This is a genomic window from Micromonospora sp. DT178, from assembly GCF_049841695.1.
Taxonomy (GTDB): domain Bacteria; phylum Actinomycetota; class Actinomycetes; order Mycobacteriales; family Micromonosporaceae; genus Micromonospora.
In genome coordinates this window covers 100424-121250 of the sequence record NZ_JBNCKV010000008.1, presented here as the reverse complement: position 1 = coordinate 121250, position 20827 = coordinate 100424, and the positions used below count along the sequence as shown (strand labels likewise).

Below are 20827 nucleotides of genomic sequence, written 5' to 3'. Positions count from 1 at the left end.
AGCAGGGCACCGTGCCGGCGCCCACGGGTCCACCTCCCGACCGAGCCGACCAACTCACCGGGAGCAAGGCATGGGCCTCATCCACATCGAACTGTTCGCGACCCTCGACCTCGTCGGGCAGGCGCCCGGCGGCCCCGACGAGGACCCGGCGGGGTTCCCGTTCGGCGGCTGGCAGGCGCCCCTGCTGGACGAGGTGGCCGGGGCGCAGGTCGGTGCCGCGTACGAGGGCACGGACGCCCTCCTGCTCGGCCGCCGGACGTACGACATCTTCGCCGCCCACTGGCCGCACCAGGAGGGCGGCGAGGACGACGAGATCGCCACGCTCTTCAACAGGGTCCCGAAGTACGTGGCCTCCCGCGGCAGGCCCGACCTCTCGTGGGCCGGGTCCACCCAGCTCGGTCCGGACCTGGCCGGCGCGGTGCGCGAGATCCGTGACCGGCACGAGCACGTGAAGGTCGTCGGGAGCCTGAACCTGGTGCAGACCCTCCTGCGCGAGAAGCTCTTCGACCGGCTCGACCTCTGGGTGCACCCGATCGTGCTCGGCGTCGGCAAGAAGGTGTTCGACGGTGGCGCGGTGCCCACGAACCTCACCCTCCTCGAACCGCCGGTAGCCAATCCGAGGGGCACCGTGTATCTGCGCTACGGGCTTGCCGATGGCACGCCCGAAACGGGGGACATGAGCGCACCCGATCGCGGTGCCGGAATCGACGACTGACGGCGCCCCACACCAGGTGGTCCATGTCACCGGCGGGTGGATCCGCCGGGCACGGCCTCGCCGGGGCTTGCTCTCAAGCCCACTTCAACTTCTACCGTCGACACGTCAGAGCTGATCGAGCGGACAGGACGTGGTCGGTATGAGGGTGCGGCGGACGGTACTGGTGACCGGGGGGACCGGGCGAGTGGGTGGGCAGGTCGTCGCCCGGCTCGTCGGGGCCGGGGACGCGCGCGTGCGCGTGTTGTCCCGCGATCCGGCGAGGGCATCGGTGGTCCTGGGGCCGCAGGTGGAGGTGGTCGGCGGTGATCTCGCCGTGCCCGACGGCCTGAGCGCCGCGCTGGACGGTGTGGATGCGCTGTTCCTCGTCTTCCCGTCGGTCACCGCCGACCGGGCGGCCGGTCGGTTGGTGACGACGCTGGCCGAGCGGGTCGGGCGCATCGTCTATCTGTCCGCCCACGGCGTACCGGACGACCCGGACGGTGCCGCTGAGCCGGACGGGACCATCATGGGCTCCCACGCCCATGTGGAGGCCCTGATCGCAGGGTCGGCCGCCGAGTACGCCTTCCTGCGCTCCAGCGGTTTCGCCGCGAACACCCTGGCGTGGGCGCCACAGATCCGGCAGTCGGACGTACTGCGGTGGTTCGTGCCCCAGGCCAGCCGGGCCCTGGTGCACGAGGCGGACCTCGGGGCGGTGGCAGCGCGGTTGCTGACGGACGGCCGGCCCCACCGTGGGGGCTACCACCTGACCGGCCCCGAGCAGCTGACGCAGGTCGAGCAGCTCGCGGCGATCGGTGCCGCGCTCGGCCGGACGCTGCGTTTCGAGGAGATGGACTCCGCCCAGGCCGCCGCCGAGCTCTTCCCTTCGATGCCGGCGGGCGTGGCCGCCGGCATCATCGCCGGCCACGCGGCGATGGTCGCGCAACCCGAGCCGGTCACCGACACCGTCCGCCATCTGCTGGGCCGGCCCGCCCTGACGTACGCGCAGTGGGCCCGCGACCACGCCGAGGACTTCACCGGTCGACAGTAGGGGCCCGTCCGGTCGCCCACTCCGGCCGGTCGCTGTTCGTGTCGAGGACGGGCGCGCGGCTCCGTCCGCGACCTACGTAGCCCCGATCCACGACCGAAGCACTAGGCCGCCGACGCGGCCCGGGGGTCGCTCGGTCGGGTGCGCTGCGCCAACCCGGCGGCGGACCTGTCCGAGCGGCCCTGGCCGCCAGCCGGCCGCACCGCGTGCGGCGACGACTGCCCGGAGTCGGACCGGGCCATGCGCAGGGCGCGCTGGGCGTTGTTCCAGGCCGGGCAGGGCCAGGCCTGGCCGGCGCAGAGCAGGTTGCGGCACCCGCCGTCCCCGTCCGGTTCGTGGGCGTCGGCCACGTCCAGGGCGAGCTTCCACAGCAACGGGTCGGTCACCTCGGCGGGACGGTCTGCCTGACGGTCGGACCGGTCGGTGGTGTCGGACACGAGTTTGATCCCCCTTGAGCGCAGGTGCGATCTTCACCTTCTCCAGTTTCCACACCGGCGAAACCTCGACGCCCCTTCCATGCTGCGGAGTAGGACCGCGGAGCCCCTCGGCCGGCAGCGGGACGGGCGAGGACAGCGGGGCCCGGTCGTCACCCGGAGGCGTCCGGGCCCCGCCGCGGCCGGCGCATCCGCACCGCAGCGACGGCGGCGACGATCAGCAGGACCGCCAGCGCCGGGCCACCGGCGATGACCATGAGGCCCGCGCCGATGTTGGCGCCGATTCCTCCGGCGGTCAGCACCCGCCAGCCGAGGCCGACGAGGACGCCGGCTCCGACGAGCGGCACCAGCACCCACCACCACCGGGGGTCGAGACGGCGTCGTGCGGTGGCCCGGAGCAACCAGGCGAGCGCGACGACGACGCCGACGCACGCCAGGACGCCGACGATCCGGTCGCCCGCCGGGCCGAGGCTCACCGGCCGGATCGCGTAGTCCAACTCGACGCCCTCTGCGGCGAGTCGTCGGGCCTCGTCGTTGGTCAGGTCGCCGATGAGCCACCAGGAAGCCACCGGTGTGCCGAGCACCAGGGCGAGCGCGGTGATCGGCAACGTCAGTCGGTGCGGCTTGGTCATGTGTGTCGCCTTCTTCCCGCGGGCCGGTCCACGCTGCTCGGGTAAGTATGTGGGCGACCTTCAGGCAGGGCGTGAGCACACCTACTCACCGCCGGCCGCAGTGCGGCTCGCGGGTCCACCGGCGGCGCGGACGGGACATCGACGGAGATCGACATATCACTCGTGCCGCCGAGGCGCTGACGGCCGGGTCGCACACGGGGGTGCGTCGGGGTCCCACCCGGCGCACGCCCGCCGCGTGCCGGTTCCGCCCGGGGTGGCAGGCGCATCCCGCCGCGTGTCGCCCCACCCCGGGCGACGGGAGGCGCACCCCGCCCGCAACCCGCATGATCGGTTACGGTGGTGGCCGGGGGCGGATGCCGACAGCGGGAGGGACCGGCGGGATGGGCGAGCTGGTGGCTCTGGCCCTCGGTGGCCTGGTCGTGGTCGTCCTGGCCAACGCCCTGGCCCGCCGCACCCACCTGCCGGCGTCGGTGCTGCTGGTGCTCGCCGGGATCGGCTACGGCTACCTGCCCGGCCCGAACCTGGAACTCGACCCCGAGGTCGTGCTCTACCTCGTCATCCCCCCGCTGCTCTACGGCGCCGCCCTGCAGTCGAGCCTGACGGCGCTGCGCCGCAACGCCCGGACCGTGATCGGCCTGTCGGTGGCGCTCGTCCTGGTCACGGCGCTCGCCGTGGGTTTCGGGCTCAACGCGGTGGTGGCCGCCGTCCCGCTGAGCTTCGCCATCGCGGTGGGCGCGGCGGTCTCCCCGCCGGACCCGGTGGCGGCGCTGTCGATCGGCCGGCGTGCCGGGATGTCGCCCCGGCTGACCACGCTGGTCGAGGGGGAGGGGCTGCTCAACGACGCGACCGCCCTGACGATCCTCCAGGTGGCCGTGGCGACGGCGATCGGCGGCAGGTTCTCCGTCGGGCACGCCGTGGGCGACTTCCTGTTCGTCGCCGCCGGCGGGCTGGCCGTCGGCATGGCCGTGGCGTGGGTCATCGCGTACCTGCGGAAGATGGCCTCCGATCCACTGACCGACAACGCCCTGTCCCTGGGCACCCCGTTCGCCGCCTACGTGGCGGCCGAGAGCCTGCACGTCTCCGGCGTCCTGGCGGTCGTCGTGGCCGGCCTCTGGTTGGGCCACCGCAGCGCGTCCCTGCAGTCCAGCGGCGCACGGCTGCAGACCCGTTCGGTCTGGCACCTGGTGGAGTACCTCCTCGAGGGCTACGTGTTCCTGCTCATCGGCCAGCAGTTGCCCGCCGTCGTACGCGGGCTGGCCGCCTACGACCTCGGCACCGTCGTCGCGGCGGGGGCCGTCACCGTCGGCATCGTGCTGCTGGTGCGTCCGCTGTGGCTGCTGGCCGCCGCGCACCTGCCCGCCCGGATGCACGCCCGCCTCGGCGGCGACCCCCGTCCCGACAACCCACCGCTGTCGGGTCGGGAGCTGCTCGCGCTGAGCTGGGCGGGAACCCGGGGCGTCATCACCCTCGCGGCGGCGTTCACGCTGCCCGCGAGCACGCCCGCCCGGGACCTGCTGCTGTTCTGCGCGTACCTGGTGGTGCTGGTCACCCTCGTCGGTCAGGGCCTGACCTTCGCCCCGCTGCTGCGCCGGCTGCGGCTGCCGGGCACCGCCGTCAGCCGGGCGTTGACCCGCAACGAGGCCCGCGCCGCGGCGGTGCAGGCCGCCCTCGACCGGCTGACCGCCCTCGCCGAGGCCGACCCGGGCGTACGTGACGTCGCGGCCCCGCTGCGCCGGGCCGCCGAGGGCCGCCACAAGCGCTACACCGAACGGGTGGCACTGCTCTCCCACGTCGAGGACCAGGTGCTGCCGGTGGACGACCGCTACCGCGCGGCCCTGCTGGCCCGCCGGGAGATGATCGCCGCCGAGCGGGACGAGCTGCTCGCCTGGCGGGACGCGGGTCGTCTCGCCGACGCCGACATGCGCATCCTGGAGCGGGAGCTGGACCACGAGGAGAGCGTCCTGCCGTCGCTGCCCCCGTCCTGACCTGTTCCCGCCGCCGTGACGGTCGCTGCTGCGTCGCGCGCCGTCCTGCCGTCGGCGTGGGGCGTCCCGCGCCGGCACGACGGTTCAGTCCGGCAGCAGCGGCATCTCCAGGCCGGGGTCCCGGCCGAGCAGCACCGCCCGGGTGAGCGCCCCGGACCCGAACCGGTCGCGCACCGCGTCCACGGCCGCGTCCAGGTCCGCCCCCGGATCGCGGTCGAACGGCAGCGGCGGCTGGACGGGGGAGTCGTCCAGGTTCCCGACCGACACGCCGAGCAGGGTCACGCCCCGCCGTTCGATCTCGGGCAGCGCGGCCCGCAGCAGCGCCCGCGCTGCGGCGAGCAGCGGGGCCGTGTCGGCGGTCGCCTTGGCCACCGTGCGGGAGCGGGTCGCGCGGGTGTAGTCGCCGAACCGCAGGCGCAGCGTCACCGTCCGGCCGGCCCGCGTCGCCGCCCGCATCCGCCGGGTCACCCGGTCGACCAGGCCGGCGAGGACCGCCTCCAGCTCGGCGGGGGAGTGCGGGACGGGGGCGAGGGCGTGCTGCGCGCCCATCGACCCGCGCCGGCGGCCGACCTGCACCGGCCGGGGGTCGCGGTTGTGCGCCAGGGCGTGCAGGTGCCGACCGGCGCCCGCGCCGAGCAGCGAGACCAGCGTCGCCTCGCCGAGGCGGGCGACCTGCCCGACCGTACGGATGCGTCGCTCGCGCAGCTTCGTCGCGGTCACCGGCCCGACGCCCCACAGCCGCTCCACCGGCAACGGGTGCAGGAACGCCAGCTCCCCGTCCGGCGGGACGACCAGCAGGCCGTCGGGCTTGGCGACGCCGCTGGCCACCTTGGCGAGGAACTTCGTGCGGGCCACGCCCACCGTGATCGGCAGGCCGACGCCCTCGCGTACCGCCCGGCGCAACCGGGCGGCGACGTCGGCGGGCGGGCCGACCAGCCGGCGCAGGCCGCCCACGTCGAGGAACGCCTCGTCGATGGAGAGCCCCTCGACGATCGGGGTGGTCTGCCGGAAGATCTCGAACACCGCGCGGCTCGCCGCCGTGTAGGCCGCCATCCTCGGCGGCACGACGATCGCCTCTGGGCAGAGCCGCCGGGCCTGCCGGCCGCCCATCGCGCTGTGGACGCCCCGGGCCTTCGCCTCGTAGCTGCACGCGAGGACCACGCCCCCGCCGACGATCACCGGCCGGCCGCGCAGGCGCGGATCGTCCCGCTGCTCGACCGACGCGTAGAACGCGTCCAGGTCGGCGTGCAGGATGCTGGCCTCTCGCGACACGAACACATGTTCGCACAGAAACTCGCGACGGCGGCGTTGACCTGCCCGAACACGGCCGGACGGGCATCCCCGGAGGCGCCGGGGCCGCGCGACCGACCGGCGCGGCGGGGGGTGGCAGCGACGGCGAGGGCGGCCAGCGCCTACAGCTCGTCGAACGGGCGGGCGTAGGCGAACGCGCCCCGGATCGACGACCGCCAGGCGCTCAGCGGCCGGGCCATGAAGTGGCGCGGCCCCCACGGCTGAGGCGGGGTGACGCCGAGGTCGACCGCCGGGCGGAACCCGAAGCGCGGGTAGTAGTCGGGATGGCCGAGCAGCACCACCAGGGCTTCCTCGCGCGCGTCGGCGGCGCCGAGCACCGCGTGCATCAGCGCGGAGCCGACCCCGCGCCGCTGCCAGGCCGGCAGCACACCGAGCGGACCCAACCCCAGCGCGACCGGCTCGCCGGCGACCCGGCCCCGGGTGCACACCACGTGCCCGACCACCCGCCCGGCGTCGTCCGCCGCGACGAGGGAGAGGGCCGGCAGCCACCCGTCGTCGGCCCGCAGCGCGTCCACCAACCCCGCCTCGACGGGTACGGCGTCCGGCTTCTGCGGGTCGGCGAAGGCGGCCAGGTGCACCGCCCGGATCGCGTCGACGTCGGCGGGGGTCTCGCGTCTGATCAGCACCGGGCCACGATAGGCGCGGCGGGTTCCCGGTGCGCGCCATTATCGGCTTCGCCGTGGTTGCGCCGTGTCCGTGCGTACTCGTGCGCCGCGTCGGGCACGAGGACCGCCCGTCGTACCGCCGAAGCGACCGCGACGGGCGGGACCGCCGCCCGTCGGGGCCGCCTGCGGCAGGTGCGATCGTGCCTGCCGGTCTCACCGCGAGGTTGCTCCCGGTGACGTCGTGACGCGTCGGAGCACGTCCGCCCGCAGCCACCGGAGTTCACCGAGTTGTCCCTGTCGGGACGCGTCCAGGATCGCGGCCTCCGCGCGCCCCTGGGCCGCGCGGACGACGTCGGCGATGCCGACCTCGTCCTGGCAGCCGGCGTCGGCCGCAGCCGTGGCGAGTTCCTGCCTGACGACCGGCATCAGGTCGGCGCGGTCCTCGGCCGCCTGGTTGAAAGCGGCCTCGATCCGGCCGCGCGCCTCGTCGAACGTCCGGGACGGTTGCCCTGCCCGTGTCATGCATTGCGACCAGGCGGACTGGGCGCCGAGGAACTCCGCATCCTGGTTCACCGCCTCGACCACCCGGTTGGCCAGCACCTGGAACGTGTCGTACAACCGTTGCCAGTCGGCGCCGTAGAGCGCGGCGGTGGCCTGATGGGTGCACCCGTCGCTGTTGTAGAACACCTCGTGGCCCTCCGGCAGTCGGATGGTCACCCGGTGCGATTCGGTGCCGAGCAGCGCCTCATTCCAGGCGGGCGTCGACGTCGACGTCGGGGCCGGCCGGCTCCGGGCCTTCGCCTCCTCCGCCAGGGAACTGGTGATCCGGTATCCGTCCGTGCCGGCCTGTTTCCTGCTGAGCAGCCCGTAGGGATTGATGTCGCGCAGCCGCGCCGCCGGGGAGAGGGGGACGCGCTGGTACGCGAATCCCTTTTCCCTCATGCATCGGGTGACGAGTTGTTCGTGCGCGTCGTGCAGGGCTGAGCTTTCGGCGCTGGTGAAGTACGTCGTACCGTCCAGTGGCCGGGGCAACTCCACCGTGGTGGTGGTGTGGCCGGGTGCGGCAGCGCACCCGACCACCCCCAGCAGGACGGGAAGCAGGACCACCTGCGCCCACCGCTGCGGATTCATCGCACGGCCCTCAGTAGAGGCACCACCTGTTCGAGCCGACGTGGTGGTACAGGTTGCTGCCCAGACGCCGCCACCCGGTTCCCCGGTTCAAGTTGTAGGAGGGCGCCCGGTACCCGGTGTTGTAGTAGACGGTGACGTTGCAGGATGTGCCGTTGTTGTAGAGCGAGGCGGCGTTGGCGAACTTCGAGTACTGCAGCAGGTTGGTGTTGTCGCCGTAGACCGTGCCGGGCGCGCCGCCCCAGTCGTACTGGGTGTACGCGCACAGCGCGCCGCTGGGGCAGGGGTCCGCGCTGGCGGGCGTGGCCGTGAGCGTAGTGCCGAACACGGCGGCGGTCGCGAGCACGGCGAGCGAGGAGCCGACGCGTACGGCTCGTCGTGCCGGTCCTTCGGTCCTTTGTGGCATGGTTCGCTCCCTTTCGGACTTGCACCGAGGCCGCCTTCCGATCGGGCGCGGGTGCGCCCGCGCGGTGCTTCCTGCCCTGGTCGGCGTCGGTGCTGGCTACTGGCCACTCGATGATGTGGCTGGGTCCTGGGCGTCGGGCTTGGTGCGTTCTTGGCGCAGCCTGTGTTGTCATAGAGGCCGGTGGATGCGTTGTCGACGGGGGCGTTGATGGACATTCGGCTGCTCGGGCAGGTGGAGGTCTGGGCCGGCACGCACGGGCTGGACACCGGACCACCGCAGCGACGCGTCACCCTCGCTGCCCTGGCGCTGGACGCGGGCCGTCTGGTGTTGACCGAGACCCTCATCGAGCGCATCTGGGGAGAGCGGCCGCCCGCCCAGCCGCGCGCGGCGATCCACGCCCACATCGCCACGATCCGTCGCCTGCTCGAGGCCGCCCACGCCGCCGATGCGGAACAACCGCCGGTGACCCTGGTGCACCGCGGCAACGGCTACGTATTGCGGGCCGACCTCGAACAGGTGGACCTGCTGCGATTCCGTTCTCTGGTCGGCGCGGCCCGGCGTCGCCCGGACGTCGAGCGGTCGGCGCTGCTCGGGGAGGCCCTGGAGCTGTGGCGGGGCCCTGCCCTGGCGGACCTCGCCGGCGAGTGGCCGGCACGGATGCGGGACGGTTGGGGGCTGGAACGACTGGACGCCGCCGTGGATTGGGCCCGGACCGCCCTCAGACTGGGCGACCACGCTTCGACGATCAGCCGGGTGCGTGCCCTGCTGGACGACTACCCGGTCGCCGAGCCGTTGGCGGCGGTGCTGATGCAGGCACTCGCGCGGGCCGGCCGCCTGTCCGAGGTGTTCGACTGCTACGCGACCCTGCGGCAGCGGCTGGCCGAACAGTTCGGCGTCGACCCCGGCCCCGAACTGCAGCAGCTGTACCAGGCGGCCCTGCGAGGCGACCTCGACGAGGCGATCCCGCACCGCGACCTCGACGAGGCGACTCCGCCCGGCGCCCCCGACCTGGCGGCGCTCGCGGCCGCACCGCGGGAACGAGCGGTGCCCGCCCAACTGCCGGCCGACGTGCGCGGCTTCAGCGGCCGGGACGACGAGATCGACCAGCTCGACCGGATCTTGGACACGGCCGAGCAGCAGGTGACCTCCGTCGTCGTCGCCGTCTCTGGCACCGCGGGGGTCGGCAAGACCGCGCTAGCCGTACGGTGGGCGCACCGCGTCGCCGACCGGTTCCCCGACGGCCAGCTCTTCGTGAACCTGCGGGGATTCGCTTCGGGCGGGCTGTTGGGGCCTGCCGAGGCGGTCCGTGGGTTTCTCGACGCCCTCGGCGTGCTGCCCGACCGGATTCCGCCGGACCTCCACGCCCAGGCCGCTCTCTACCGCACTCTGCTGGCGCAGAAACGGGTCCTGGTCGTGCTGGACAACGCCCGCGACGCCGACCACGTACGGCCCCTGTTGCCCGGCACCGCGACCGCCATGGCCGTGGTCACCAGCCGTAGGCAGCTCACCGGCCTGATCGCCACCGACGGAGCCCACCCACTCACCGTTGACTTGTTGTCCACAAGGGATGCCACCCGGTTGCTGACCCGACGACTCGGGCCGGACCGGATCGCGGCCGAGCCCGCAGCCGCCCAGCGCGTCATCGGCGCCTGCGCGCGGCTGCCGCTCGCCCTGGCCGTCGCCGCCGCCCGCGCTGACGAGACCGGTTTCCCACTCGGGGCCATCGCGGACGAACTCGAGCAGGCCGACCAACGGCTGGACGTCCTCGACACGGGTGACCCGGCGAGCCGTGTCCGAGCCGTCTTCTCCTGGTCGTACAAGGCACTTCCGTCGTCGGCGGCCCGACTCTTCCGGCTGCTCGGGGTGCACCCCGGTCCAGACGTCTCCGCGTCGGCCGCAGCCAGCCTCGCCGCCATCCCCGCACCGCGGGCGCGGATCCTGCTGGCCGACCTGACCCGTGCGCACATGGTCACCGAACACTCCCCGGGCCGGTACGCCCTGCACGACCTGCTGCGCGTCTACGCGTCCGAACAGGCGCACGCTGAGGAGTCGGACACCGAGCGAAGCGCGGCGGAGCACCGGATGCTCGATCACTACCTGTACGCCGCCCATGCCATGGATCAGGCGCTGGATCCGCACCGGGACACCCTGGTCCTCGACCCCTGCCGGCCAGGGGTGACGATCGACGCCCCCGCAGACTCTGCCCGCGCACGTGCCTGGTTCGAGGCGGAGCGACCCGCGATACTCGCCGCCCTCCGGCACGCCGTGGAGGCCGGGGCGCACGCCCGGACCTGGTCGATGGCGTGGGCCCTGGCGACGTTCTTCGACCGCCAAGGCCACTGGCACGACCTGGTCGCGACCCAGCGCGCCGCCCTGCAAGCCGCACGTCGCCTGCCCGACGGGTCTCGGCAGGAGGCGTATGCGCACCGCTACCTGGGCCGGGCGTTCACCCGACTCGGTGACTACGGCCAGGCGGAACGTCACCTCCGAGGCGCCCTCAGCGTGTACGCGGACCTCGGCGACGCGGTGGGCCAGGCCCACACCCACCGCGGGCTGAGCTGGGCGGCCGAGGGAGCGGGACGACTCTCCGACGCGTTGCGCAACTCCGAGCGCGCGCTGGAACTGTTCCGGGACGCCGACCACCGGGCCGGGCAGGCGGACAGCCTCAACGCCGTCGGCTGGTACCGGGGGCTGCTCGGCGACCACCAGGGCACCTTGAGCTGTTGCGGCAAGGCCCTCGCGCTGCTTCGCGAACTTGACGACCGGTACAGCCAGGCGGCGACCCTGGACAGCCTCGGCTACGCCCACCACCATCTCGGGTGCTTCGCCCGGGCCGCGGACTGCTACCAGGCGGCCGTCAACCTGCTGAGGGAGGCCGGCGACCGGCACCACGAGGCCGAGGTGCTCGTCCACCTGGGCGACAGCCGCCTCGCCGGCGGTGCGGCCACCGCCGCTCGTACGGCCTGGCGGGCGGCGCTGAAGATCCTTCTCGACCTCGGGCACCCCGGTGCCGACGACGTGAGCGCCAAGCTGCGGCTCCTGCACGACGGCGCCGAGGCGCGCCGCTAGACGTCCACCGCGACCGGTCGGCGCGCCGCCCGGCACCCACCCGTGCGGCGAAGCCGTCGTCGAGGCGTTCGACGCGGTGGGCGGGGGTGCCGAAGCGTCGCTCGGCGTCGGCCGGAGATCAGGACATCGCGGTCGGCGAGGGTGGGGCGGTGCCGCCCTGGGGGGCCTCCGCCGTCATCAGCCGGATGATCTGCGCCCGGTCGGCGGCGGAGGGCAGCCCCCACTCGGGACGGTAGCCGTACACCTCGTGCAGGGGGTGCGAGGCGGTCCGGCCGTCGAGGACCTCGATCGAGTCGGTGCCGATGAGGCCCGGGTGCTCGACGCCGCAGGCCTCGGCGACCTTGATCAGGTCGCGGCGCAGCGTCCGGACGTAGTTGGCCGCGCGGACGGACTTCGAGCCCGGGTCCACGCCCCGGGCGAGCCACGGGTTCTGGGTGGCGACGCCGGTGGGGCAGGTGTCGGTGTGGCACTTCTGGGCCTGGATGCAGCCGATCGCCAGCATCGCCTCCCGGCCGACGTTGACCATGTCGCAGCCGAGCGCGAACGCCACCACCGCGTTGTCGGGCAGGCCGAGCTTGCCGGCGCCGACGAACACCACCTGCTCGTGCAGGTCGTGCTCGGCGAAGACCTTGTAGACCCGGGCGAAGCCCTGCTGGAACGGCAGCGACACCGAGTCCGTGAAGATCAGCGGCGCGGCGCCGGTGCCGCCCTCGCCACCGTCGACGGTGACGAAGTCGACCCCACGCCCGGTGTCGCGCATCAGGGTGGTCAGCTCCTCCCAGAAGCCGAGGTCGCCCACCGCGGACTTGATGCCGATCGGCAGGCCGGTCTCGGCGGCGAGCAGCTCCACCCAGTCGAGCAGGCTGTCGCAGTCGGAGAACTCGGCGTGCCGCGACGGGCTGACGCAGTCGCGTCCCTGCGGGATGCCCCGGGTCGCCGCGATCTCCGCGGAGACCTTGGCCGCCGGCAGCAGGCCGCCGAGGCTGGGCTTGGCACCCTGGCTGAGCTTGATCTCCAGCGCCCGTACCGGCGCGCCGGCGACCAGGTCCTTGAGCCGGTCGAGGCTGAACCGGCCGCGGTCGTCACGGCAGCCGAAGTATGCGGTGCCGATCTGGAAGACCAGGTCACCGCCCTTGCGGTGGTACGGCGACAGCCCGCCCTCGCCGGTGTTCTGCAGGCAGCCGGCCAGGGCGGCGCCCCGGTTGAGCGCCTCGACGGCGTTGCCGGACAACGAGCCGAAGCTCATCCCGGAGATGTTCACCACCGACTCGGGCCGGAACGCGTGGGCACGTCCCCGCGCGGCGCCGAGCACCTTGGCGCACGGCAGCTGCACGTCGTGTCCGGCGCCGGGCGTCGACGGCGGGACGGCCCGACCGAAGGTGCGGTGCTTGATGATCGGGTATCCGGGCGTGAACTCGATGTCGTTGTCGGTGCCGAAGCCGAAGTAGTTGTTCTGCTGCTTCGCCGACGCGTACACCCAGCGGCGCTGGTCGCGGGTGAACGGCCGCTCCTCGTTGTTGCCCGCGACGATGTACTGGCGCAACTCCGGCCCGATGGACTCCAGCAGGTACCGGGCCCGGCCGAGGACCGGGAAGGTACGCAGCAACGCGTGCTCGCGCTGGATCAGGTCGCGCGCGGCCAGGGCCGCGACGGCGGCGACGGCGGCGGGTACGGCTCGGCTTGCCCACTTCATGCCCGCCACTCTTTCCGCGATCGCCTCCCGCCAAACGGGCCGGCGGTCACGCGGCCGGCGTCGCCGACCCGGACGGCGCTCCCGGGAGCGGCGGACGGCGGCCCCGACGGCCCTGCCGGATCAGCCCGGCGTCAGGAGGCGGTGGACGACCAGCATGGCGATGTCGTCGGTCGGCCGCTCGGCGCCGAGGGCGTCCATGACCGTGGCGCACACCTCCTCGGCCGGAGCCGGGCGGACCACGCCGACGAGCTGCTCGAGACCGACGTCGATGACCTCGTCGCGGCGTTCGACGAGGCCGTCGGTGAAGCAGACGAGCACCGCGCCCGGCGGGAAGCCCACCTCCGCCTGTTGCCGGGGCGGCGGCCGGCGGCCCGTACCGAGCGGGGGGTCGGCGTGGACCGGGACGGGTGCGCCCGGCTGGCCCGGTGCGGCGAGGACGGGGAGCAGGTGCCCGGCGGAGGAGAGCCGGATGCGGGTCCGGTCGGGGGAGACCATGGCGTAGAGGGCCGTGGTGAGGTTCCCGGCCTCGAAGTGGCCGACCTTGCGGTCGAGGAGCGTCAACGCCTCCGCCGGGTCGTCGCAGACCAGCGCGTAGGCGCGCAGCGCGCTGCGGATGCGTCCCATGATCACGGCCGACTGCAGGCCGTGGCCCGACACGTCGCCGATGACCAGGCCCAGCCAGCCCGAGGGCAGGACGAACACGTCGTACCAGTCGCCGCCGATTCCGGCGACGTGCCCGGGCACGTACCGGGCGGCCATGTCCAGGCCCGGCAGGCTGGGCAGCTGGGTGGGCAGCAGGCTGCGTTGCAGGGCGAGGGCGGCGTTGTGGTCGAGGTTGTGGGATCGGGCGAGGCTGGCCAGGCTGGCCCGGTCGGCGACCAGCTCCAGCAGGCGTATGTCGTCGGCGGTGAACCGGCGTCGGCCCAGGGTGCCGACGTGCAGCACGCCGATCAGCTCGCCCCGGGCGAACATCGGCACGCCGAGCAGCGACCGCAGCCCCATCGCCAGCAGGACCGGGTTGACCACGACGTCGGGGGTGACCTCCTCGATGAGCACCGGACGTCGGGTCAGGGCGATCCGGCCGGCGAACCCGCGGCCCACGGAGACGCGGAAGCCCTGCCGGACCTCCTCCTCCAGCCCCTTGGCCGCGGTGGCCACGAGCTGCTGGGAGTGCGTGTCCAGCATGAGGATGGCCGCCGTGTCGACGTCGAGCAGGTCCCGGACGCGGTCGAGGAGCTCGTCGAAGAGGTCGGCCGCGTCGAGGCGGGACAGCGTCGCGTCGGTCACGGCCTCGATGCGGCGCAACCGTTCGTCGTCCTGGATGAGCCCCTGATCGGCCACCACCGGATCCTAGCCCTGACGGCCGCGTCCGCCGCCTTCCGCGCTGCGCCGACCGGGCCCGGGCGGTCAGGACCGGCGGCGGGTCGCCGAGGCCTGGAGCGTGGGCCGGCGGATCACGGCGATCCGGTCGCCCCGGGCGCGCAGCGACGTGCGCCCGCCGCGTCCACGTCGGACGGTCAGGTCGACGGTGCGGCCGCCGACCCGCACGCCCTCCAGCGCGAGGTCCGGCAGCCACTCCGGCAGGTGCGGGTCGACGAAGATCGTCCGCAGCGGCGCGGCCGGGCGCAGCGCCAGCAGCGCCTGGACCAGCGCGACGACCGCGCTGGCGGACCAGGCCTGCGGGGAGCAGGAGTCCGGGTAGACGCCGGGATGCGGGTGGGCGTCGTCGCGGGGCAGTCCGCTGAGCACCTCCGGCAGGCGGTGTTCCGTGAAGAGCGCCGCCGCGGAGAACATCCCCTCCGCGAGCCGGTGCAGGTGCTCCCAGCAGCCGTACCGGGCCAGCCCCAGGCCGATCGTGCCCGCCTCGACGGGCCAGACGCTGCCCCGGTGGTAGCTGAACGGGTCGTACGCCGGGTGCGCCGAGGACAGGGTGCGGACCCCCCAGCCGCTGAACATGTCGGGGGCGAGCAGCCGGTCGGCGACCAGGGACGCGATGCGGGCGGGCACGATCCCGGTGGCCAGCAGGTGGCCGTCGTTGGAGTTGACCGAGCGCACCTGCCGCTTGTCCGGCCCCAGCGCCAACGCGTGGCAGCCCCGGTCCGGCATCCAGTAGGCGCGGTGGAAGCGGCGCCGCAGGGCGGCGGCCCGGCGGACCAGCCCGGCGCCGTACGCGGGATGGCCGGCCGCGGCGAACACCACCCCGGCGTGCCGCAGCGCGGCGTACCAGTACGCCTGCAACTCGCTGGTCGCGATCGGGTTCGGCACCACCTCGCCGTGCTCGTCGACGATGGCGGTGTCCGAGTCCTTCCACCCCTGGTTCTTCAGCCCGGCGGGGGACCGGCGGTGGTATTCGAGGAAGCCGTCGCGGTCGAGGTCGCCGAACCGGTCGATCCAGCCCAGCACCCGCCGCGCGGTCGGCAGCAGGTCCCGCACCGTGTCGAGGTCCCCGGTCCAGGCCAGGTACTGGCCGAGGAAGACCAGGAAGTCCGGCGCGGTCGACCAGTCGCCGTAGTAGCCGGCGAACGGGTCGAGCCCGAGCGCGGACACCGGGCCCCGCCGGGCCTCGTGCAACGGCTTGCCCGGTTCCTCGTCGCGCCAGTCGTCGATGCGCCGCCCGAGATGGTGGGCGTTGAGGCGCAGGCTGTCCGCCAGCATCGTCGGCCCGGCGAGCAGGGACTGCCAGGAGGCGGTCATCGTGTCGCGGCCGAAGATCTCCTGGTAGATCGGCAGGCCGGCCATGGGCGCCGTCGGCCCGTCCGGTTCCCCCAGCGGCAGCACGGACAGGTCGTCGACCGCGCACCGCCAGGCGGCGGTGACGTCGAAGTTGCTGCTGGCGAGTCGCGCGAGTTCGCGGGCCAGGGTGCCGCGGGCGCGCGCGGCCGCGTCGTCCGGCTCGGTGAAGGTCGGCGGGGGCGCGGCGAGGCGCTGCCCGTCGAAGACGGGTTCGACGAGGAGTTCCACCCGGCGGGACCCCCGGGGCGGCACCGCGAGGTCGACCGTCAGGGCGGCGTCGGCGTACCGGACGGGCGTGTCGGCCCGTACGCCGATCGCCACCGCCCGGTCGAGGCCGTCGCACCGGTAGGTCAGGCGAAGCTCCCGGACCCGGTCGTCCCAGCTCGCGTCGACCGTGCCGGACTGCACCCGGCGGCCGGTCTCGGCCTCGCTGGTGTCGGCGAAGTCGGCGGCGAGGTGGATGCGCAGCCGCAGGTCCAGCGGCACGGCCGCGTAGCTGACCACGGTGAGCCGGGTGCGCAGCCCCGCGCCGACGAAGCGCTCCACCAGCAGGTAGGCCGCGCGGGAGGGCAGCGTGTCGCCGCCGCCGAGGGCGGCGTACGAGAGCTGGGCGTGCCCCGCCACGTTGGCCGTGCTGAACGGGACCGGCTCGCGGCCGTCCACGCTGAGGCGCTCGGTGCTGAGCACCCGGGTGTTGCGGGCGAAGAAGCCCTGCGGGTCGGCGCCGGTGATCCGGCCGCGGACGTCGGTCACCAGGGTGCTCCAGCCGCTCGCCACGTAGAGCAGGTCCGGGCGGACGCGCAGGTTCCGGACCCGGGTCATCTCGGCCGGGGCGCGCTCGGGCGGGGGCGGGCGCCCCGGGCGGGCCGGGCGGGGTGCGGCTGCGCAAGCGTCGACAGCATCGGGTGCACCCCTTTGGCCGGCGGCTGCGGGTCGGGGGCACCGGTCAGGTGCCGCCCGGGCCCGTCGGACAGCGGTCCCTACCCGCTCGCGCCGCCGCTACACCTCGTCAGTCCCGCGGCTGGCCGATGTTCACCATCCAGCCGATGCCGAAGCGGTCGACGCACATGCCGAACTCGTCGCCCCACATCTGCTTCTCCAGGGGCACGGTCACCGTGCCGCCCTCGGTGAGCTTCTCCCAGTAGCCGCGCAGGTCGTCGGCGTCGTCACCGCTGAGGCTGACGGAGACGTTGGTGCCGGGGTCGTGCTCCATGCCGGGCGCGGTGTCCGAGCCCATCAGGGTGAAGCCCCGGTCGGTCTCCAGCATCGCGTGCATGATCTTGTCGGCCAGCGCGGGATCCTCGGTGCCCATTGAGCCGAAGGTGTCCATCGACAGCGAACCGCCGAACACGCGGTGGTAGAACTCCATCGCCTCCCGTGCGTTGCCCGGGAAGCTGAAGTACGGGTTGAGTCGAGACGCCACAGCACCCTCCTCCGGTCGTGACGGACTCATCGTCGCAGATCAGGAGCCTGGCGGGGGTGAGGTGGCCGCGTTTCGCCGGCCCGCCGGGGCGGTGCGCCCCCACGGGCCGGCGGCGGTGGTCAGTGGCGGAACGACCGGCGTACGACGCCGCCGACGAGCGCGCACCAGGTGTCGACGTCCAGCTTGCCGTGGGCCGGCAGGCCGTGGCTGCGCTGGACGTCCTTGACGGCCGTCTTGGTCGGGTGGTCGTACTCGCCGGTGACGGTGACCCCCGGGTGGCCCCGGAAGTTCAGCAGGAACTGCACGGCGGTGACCGGGAGGCCGGTGGCGTCCTTGCCCAGCTCCGGCACCAGGGTCTCCCAGGTGGGCGCGGTGAGGGTGGCGTCGACGTCGACCGGGATGCCGTTGCGGTACTGCCAGTCCTGCACCGCGGCGACGGTGGCGGCGTCGAAGACGCTGTTGACCGGCACGGTGTAGCCGCGGTGGGCCAGCAGGTACTGCACCACCCGGACGGAGGGGGAGCCGACGAAGCGCCACAGGTCCGGCCAGCGGCGGGCCGGCACGTCGGCGAGGTCGGTGCCGAGCTCCTCGAAGACCCGGCGGCGCAGGGCGGGGAACTGCCCGTAGAAGGCGGCCCCGGGACACAGCGTGGTGCGGAAGTCCCAGTGGCCGAAGATGTCGTGGGCGTGCAGCCCGTACCGCCGGCAGATGGTCGCGCAGAGCGTGACCAGCGAGTCCAGCAGGGCCTCCGGCGGCGTCTCGGTGACGTACGTGCCCTCGTTCTCGATGCCGATGGCCCGGCCGTTCTCGCCCGGGCAGTGCGCCGAGATCATCTGCCGGTCGCCGGCCCGCAGCCGCTCCAGGCTGCCCCGGCGTCCCTCCATGACGTACCCGCCGCGGCTGATGGTGAAGTGCTGGCCGGTGTCGGACCAGCCGTTGCCGTCCATGTGCAGGTTCTGGCAGTCGCGGGCCAGCTTGACCGCCTGCGCCTCGGAGTAGTCGGTGACGTTCGGGAACGCCATGTGGTGCACGATGATCTTGTTGGTGGGGATGGCGCTGACCGCCAGCGGGTCCGCCGGTGGGCGCGCGCCCCACTCGTCGCAGCTGTAGATCCAGTCCAGATCGGTGCCGGGGTCCGCGTGCGCGGCGGACGGGAGGGCGAGTTGGCTGCCGACGACCGCGACCGTGGCGGCGCCGAGGCCGGCCCGCAGCAGGGTTCGACGGTCCACTGCGGAATTCTCGACGTGCATGGCATCTCCTCTGCGGCCGGAGGTGGGGGCGGGGCGGCCCCATGAAAAGGAACTCCAGGCATCGCGTGTGCAGTGGAGGATATTGCCAAGACTCGGCGGTACGCCAGCCTTCCGCGCCTGGCAGGATGGCGGGATGCGGCAGGGAGCGGTCGGTCACGTCCGGCTGGTGGAGCGCGAGGGGCGCCGCCTGGTCGAGAAGCGGATGACGCAACCCTCCCGCCACGACACGGAGGTGCTCGCCCTGCGGGCGCTCGCCGACACGGGCATGCCGGTTCCCGAGCTCGTCGAGGTCGGGCCGGGCTCGATCCTCATGACGCTCATGCCGGGTGAACGACTGGACAGCGAGAACGCCGACGTGCGACTCGACGGGCTCCGTGCCTCGGCGACACTGCTCCGTCGGCTCCACGGGCTGCCGCCACCTGACGGGCTGCCGGCCGCGCCGGACGATGCGCTGATCGTCCGCCGCTACCGCGACGCCGGCGGCCCCCCGCTTCCGCTCGCCGTTCCACCGGCCGGTCGCCCGGTGTTCTGTCACGGCGACTGGACCGACGGAAACCTCCTCGCCACGAACGGCGACATCACGGCGGTCATCGACTGGGAGGCGGCCCACCTCGGCGACCCGCTGAGAGAACTGTCGCGTGCGGCCTGGGGCGCCGCGCGGAAGGACCCGCGGTCGTTCGACGTCCTCGTCGAGGGCTACGGAGCCGACCCGGCCATGGTCCGGGCCTGGTTGCCGATCCACGCCGCCGAACTCTGGCTGTGGTTCGCCGAGGCCGGGCCGCCCGAGTACCTCGAACAGCTCACCGCGGAACTGCGGAGCCTGCCCACGCCTTGAGGACGAGACCTACGGCGGGTCGGTCCACCGACGTGACCGGCTCGGCGCTAGAGCACCTGGGAGAGGAAGCGGCGCAGCCGGGGGTGCTCGGCCCGCTCGAAGATCGCGGCCGGCTCGCCGGCCTCCAGCACCACCCCGCGATCCATGAACGCCACGGTGTCGGAGACCTCGCGGGCGAAACCCATCTCGTGGGTGACCACCACCATCGTCATGCCGCCGGCGGACAGCTCGGCCATCAGTCCGAGCACGCCCTTGACCAGCTCCGGGTCCAGGGCGGAGGTCGCCTCGTCGAAGAGCATCACCTGCGGGCGCAACGCCAGCGCGCGGGCGATCGCGACCCGCTGCTGCTGCCCGCCGGACAGGTGCGCCGGGCGGGCGTCGGCCTTGGCCGCGAGCCCCACCAGCTCCAGGTGCTCGCGGGCGACGGCCACCGCCTCGTCCTCACCGAGCCTGCGGATCCGGCGCAGCGCGAGGGTGACGTTGCGCAGCACGCTCATGTGCGGGAAGAGGTTGAACTGCTGGAAGACCATGCCGATGCGCTGCCGCAGGGCGTCCGGGTCGTCGCCGAGCACACTGCGTCCGTCGAGCAACACGTCGCCGCGGTCCGGCTCGATGAGCCGGTTGATCGTGCGCAGCAGGGTGGACTTGCCCGACCCGGACGGGCCGATCACGCAGGCCGTCGCCCCGCGTGCCACGTCCAGGTCCACCCCGCGCAGCACCCGGTGCGACCCGAAGGCCAGGTGCACGTCGCGGACGCTCAGGCTCACCGAGGTCGTGGTGTCGATGCTCATCGCTGGTTCCCTCCCGCCGCACCCGGCAGCGCCAGGTCGAGGTCGTCGTCGGCGTCACCCGGCGCGGTGGCCTGCCGGCCGTGCCGCAGCCGCCGGTCGATCCAGTTGACGGCGTGCGTCAGCGGAACCGTCAGGGTCAGGTAGAACAGCCCGGCGAGCAGCAGCGCGGACTGGTTGCCGGTGTTCGCCGCGTAGTCCTGCCCGATCCGGAACAGCTCCCGCTGGCTGGCCAGCAGGCCGAGGAAGTAGACCAGGCTGGAGTCCTTGATGAGCGCGATCAGCTGGTTCACCCAGGCCGGCAGCACCCGCCGGATCCCCTGCGGGACGATCACCAGGCGCATCGCCTCGCCCCAGGACAGGCCCAGCGCCCGGGCCCCCTCCAGCTGCGCGGCCTCCACCGACTGGATGCCGGAGCGGAAGATCTCGCCGATGTAGGCCGCCGCGATCAGCGACAGCGCCAGGATGCCCAGGGGATACGGGTTGGGCCCCCACACCTGCATGCCCAGCGGCGCCAGGCCGACCCCGATGAGCAGGATCGTCGCCGCGGCCGGCAGGCCGCGGAACACGTCGGTGTAGACCCGCGCCGGCCACCGCAACCATCGGGTACGCGAGATGCCCGCGACGGCCAGCGCCATGCCGAGCACCGAGCCGAGCAGGGCGGCGGAGATCGCCAGGATCAGCGTGTTGGGCAGCCCGACCGTCAGCATCTCGGGCAGCGCCTCGCGCATGGAGTCCGCGTCGAAGAAGGTCTCCCACAGGGTGCTCAACGGATCCATCGTCGCTCCCACCGCCC

At 73.7% G+C, this 20827-nt stretch carries 18 protein-coding genes; 5 read left to right on the top strand and 13 right to left on the bottom strand.

Features of this window, described 5'->3' with window-relative positions:
• Positions 1–70 precede the first annotated feature (70 nt).
• Positions 71–715 carry a dihydrofolate reductase family protein gene (locus ACLQ22_RS17035; RefSeq protein ID WP_425693152.1) on the top strand — a complete coding sequence of 215 codons (645 nt, stop codon included), beginning with the start codon at positions 71–73 and terminating at the stop codon, positions 713–715.
• A 139-nt stretch (positions 716–854) separates the two neighbouring features.
• Positions 855–1742, top strand: coding sequence for an SDR family oxidoreductase (locus tag ACLQ22_RS17030; RefSeq protein ID WP_425693151.1), 888 nt, complete (start codon positions 855–857; stop codon positions 1740–1742).
• Between the two features lie 101 nt (positions 1743–1843).
• On the opposite strand, the gene ACLQ22_RS17025 is transcribed toward ACLQ22_RS17030, so the two are convergent.
• Together ACLQ22_RS17025 and ACLQ22_RS17020 are read right to left on the bottom strand one after the other, a co-directional pair.
• Positions 1844–2176: a hypothetical protein gene (locus ACLQ22_RS17025; protein WP_425693150.1), complete on the bottom strand. Its 333-nt coding sequence runs from the start codon at positions 2174–2176 to the stop codon at positions 1844–1846.
• Positions 2177–2325: 149 nt separating this feature from the next.
• Positions 2326–2805: a hypothetical protein gene (locus ACLQ22_RS17020; RefSeq protein ID WP_425693149.1), complete on the bottom strand. Its 480-nt coding sequence runs from the start codon at positions 2803–2805 to the stop codon at positions 2326–2328.
• Positions 2806–3185: 380 nt separating this feature from the next.
• On the opposite strand from ACLQ22_RS17020, the gene ACLQ22_RS17015 reads away from it, so the two are divergent.
• On the top strand, positions 3186–4790 hold the full coding sequence (locus ACLQ22_RS17015; protein ID WP_425693148.1) for a Na+/H+ antiporter: 1605 nt from the start codon (positions 3186–3188) through the stop codon (positions 4788–4790).
• Between the two features lie 84 nt (positions 4791–4874).
• On the opposite strand, the gene dinB is transcribed toward ACLQ22_RS17015, so the two are convergent.
• From dinB to ACLQ22_RS16995, 4 genes are all read right to left on the bottom strand, one after another.
• Entirely contained in the window at positions 4875–6062 is a 1188-nt protein-coding gene (gene dinB, locus ACLQ22_RS17010) for a DNA polymerase IV (RefSeq protein ID WP_425693147.1), read from the bottom strand.
• Positions 6063–6202: 140 nt separating this feature from the next.
• Positions 6203–6727: a GNAT family N-acetyltransferase gene (locus ACLQ22_RS17005; RefSeq protein ID WP_425693146.1), complete on the bottom strand. Its 525-nt coding sequence runs from the start codon at positions 6725–6727 to the stop codon at positions 6203–6205.
• A gap of 192 nt (positions 6728–6919) precedes the next feature.
• A complete protein-coding gene (locus ACLQ22_RS17000; RefSeq protein ID WP_425693145.1) occupies positions 6920–7837 on the bottom strand; it encodes a hypothetical protein in 918 nt (305 codons plus the stop codon).
• Between the two features lie 10 nt (positions 7838–7847).
• Complete coding sequence (locus ACLQ22_RS16995) at positions 7848–8240, bottom strand: peptidase inhibitor family I36 protein (protein ID WP_425693144.1); 393 nt, start codon at positions 8238–8240, stop codon at positions 7848–7850.
• A 207-nt stretch (positions 8241–8447) separates the two neighbouring features.
• On the opposite strand from ACLQ22_RS16995, the gene ACLQ22_RS16990 reads away from it, so the two are divergent.
• On the top strand, positions 8448–11309 hold the full coding sequence (locus ACLQ22_RS16990; protein WP_425693143.1) for an AfsR/SARP family transcriptional regulator: 2862 nt from the start codon (positions 8448–8450) through the stop codon (positions 11307–11309).
• 118 nt (positions 11310–11427) lie between these two features.
• Here ACLQ22_RS16990 and ACLQ22_RS16985 read toward each other — a convergent pair whose 3' ends face one another.
• From ACLQ22_RS16985 to ACLQ22_RS16965, 5 genes are all read right to left on the bottom strand, one after another.
• Positions 11428–13002 (bottom strand): FMN-binding glutamate synthase family protein, encoded by a 1575-nt coding sequence (locus ACLQ22_RS16985; protein WP_425693142.1) that lies wholly within the window; start codon positions 13000–13002, stop codon positions 11428–11430.
• Between the two features lie 120 nt (positions 13003–13122).
• Positions 13123–14343 (bottom strand): PP2C family protein-serine/threonine phosphatase, encoded by a 1221-nt coding sequence (locus ACLQ22_RS16980; RefSeq protein WP_425693141.1) that lies wholly within the window; start codon positions 14341–14343, stop codon positions 13123–13125.
• Between the two features lie 66 nt (positions 14344–14409).
• Positions 14410–16557, bottom strand: coding sequence for a glycogen debranching N-terminal domain-containing protein (locus tag ACLQ22_RS16975; RefSeq protein ID WP_425693140.1), 2148 nt, complete (start codon positions 16555–16557; stop codon positions 14410–14412).
• A gap of 187 nt (positions 16558–16744) precedes the next feature.
• Positions 16745–17158, bottom strand: coding sequence for a VOC family protein (locus ACLQ22_RS16970; RefSeq protein WP_425693139.1), 414 nt, complete (start codon positions 17156–17158; stop codon positions 16745–16747).
• 119 nt (positions 17159–17277) lie between these two features.
• Positions 17278–18387 (bottom strand): peptidoglycan recognition protein family protein, encoded by a 1110-nt coding sequence (locus tag ACLQ22_RS16965; protein WP_425693138.1) that lies wholly within the window; start codon positions 18385–18387, stop codon positions 17278–17280.
• A 154-nt stretch (positions 18388–18541) separates the two neighbouring features.
• On the opposite strand from ACLQ22_RS16965, the gene ACLQ22_RS16960 reads away from it, so the two are divergent.
• The gene (locus tag ACLQ22_RS16960) at positions 18542–19243 is read left to right on the top strand and encodes a phosphotransferase family protein (protein WP_425693137.1); all 702 of its coding nucleotides are present in this window, start codon (positions 18542–18544) and stop codon (positions 19241–19243) included.
• 47 nt (positions 19244–19290) lie between these two features.
• Here ACLQ22_RS16960 and ACLQ22_RS16955 read toward each other — a convergent pair whose 3' ends face one another.
• Both ACLQ22_RS16955 and ACLQ22_RS16950 read right to left on the bottom strand, forming a co-directional pair.
• Complete coding sequence (locus ACLQ22_RS16955) at positions 19291–20028, bottom strand: amino acid ABC transporter ATP-binding protein (RefSeq protein ID WP_425693312.1); 738 nt, start codon at positions 20026–20028, stop codon at positions 19291–19293.
• A 2-nt stretch (positions 20029–20030) separates the two neighbouring features.
• Positions 20031–20810: an amino acid ABC transporter permease gene (locus ACLQ22_RS16950; RefSeq protein ID WP_121398474.1), complete on the bottom strand. Its 780-nt coding sequence runs from the start codon at positions 20808–20810 to the stop codon at positions 20031–20033.
• Positions 20811–20827: the final 17 nt, after the last annotated feature.

Excerpts from the sequence above, each read along its gene's own strand:
- ACLQ22_RS16995 (WP_425693144.1), bottom strand. The coding sequence starts at position 8,240 with ATGCCACAAAGGACCGAAGGACCGGCACGACGAGCCGTACGCGTCGGC.
- ACLQ22_RS16950 (WP_121398474.1), bottom strand. The coding sequence starts at position 20,810 with ATGGATCCGTTGAGCACCCTGTGGGAGACCTTCTTCGACGCGGACTCC.
- ACLQ22_RS16985 (WP_425693142.1), bottom strand. The coding sequence starts at position 13,002 with ATGAAGTGGGCAAGCCGAGCCGTACCCGCCGCCGTCGCCGCCGTCGCG.
- ACLQ22_RS16975 (WP_425693140.1), bottom strand. The coding sequence starts at position 16,557 with ATGACCCGGGTCCGGAACCTGCGCGTCCGCCCGGACCTGCTCTACGTG.
- ACLQ22_RS17000 (WP_425693145.1), bottom strand. The coding sequence starts at position 7,837 with ATGAATCCGCAGCGGTGGGCGCAGGTGGTCCTGCTTCCCGTCCTGCTG.
- ACLQ22_RS17020 (WP_425693149.1), bottom strand. The coding sequence starts at position 2,805 with ATGACCAAGCCGCACCGACTGACGTTGCCGATCACCGCGCTCGCCCTG.
- ACLQ22_RS17030 (WP_425693151.1), top strand. The coding sequence starts at position 855 with ATGAGGGTGCGGCGGACGGTACTGGTGACCGGGGGGACCGGGCGAGTG.
- ACLQ22_RS16990 (WP_425693143.1), top strand. The coding sequence starts at position 8,448 with ATGGACATTCGGCTGCTCGGGCAGGTGGAGGTCTGGGCCGGCACGCAC.
- ACLQ22_RS17015 (WP_425693148.1), top strand. The coding sequence starts at position 3,186 with ATGGGCGAGCTGGTGGCTCTGGCCCTCGGTGGCCTGGTCGTGGTCGTC.
- ACLQ22_RS17035 (WP_425693152.1), top strand. The coding sequence starts at position 71 with ATGGGCCTCATCCACATCGAACTGTTCGCGACCCTCGACCTCGTCGGG.
- ACLQ22_RS16960 (WP_425693137.1), top strand. The coding sequence starts at position 18,542 with ATGCGGCAGGGAGCGGTCGGTCACGTCCGGCTGGTGGAGCGCGAGGGG.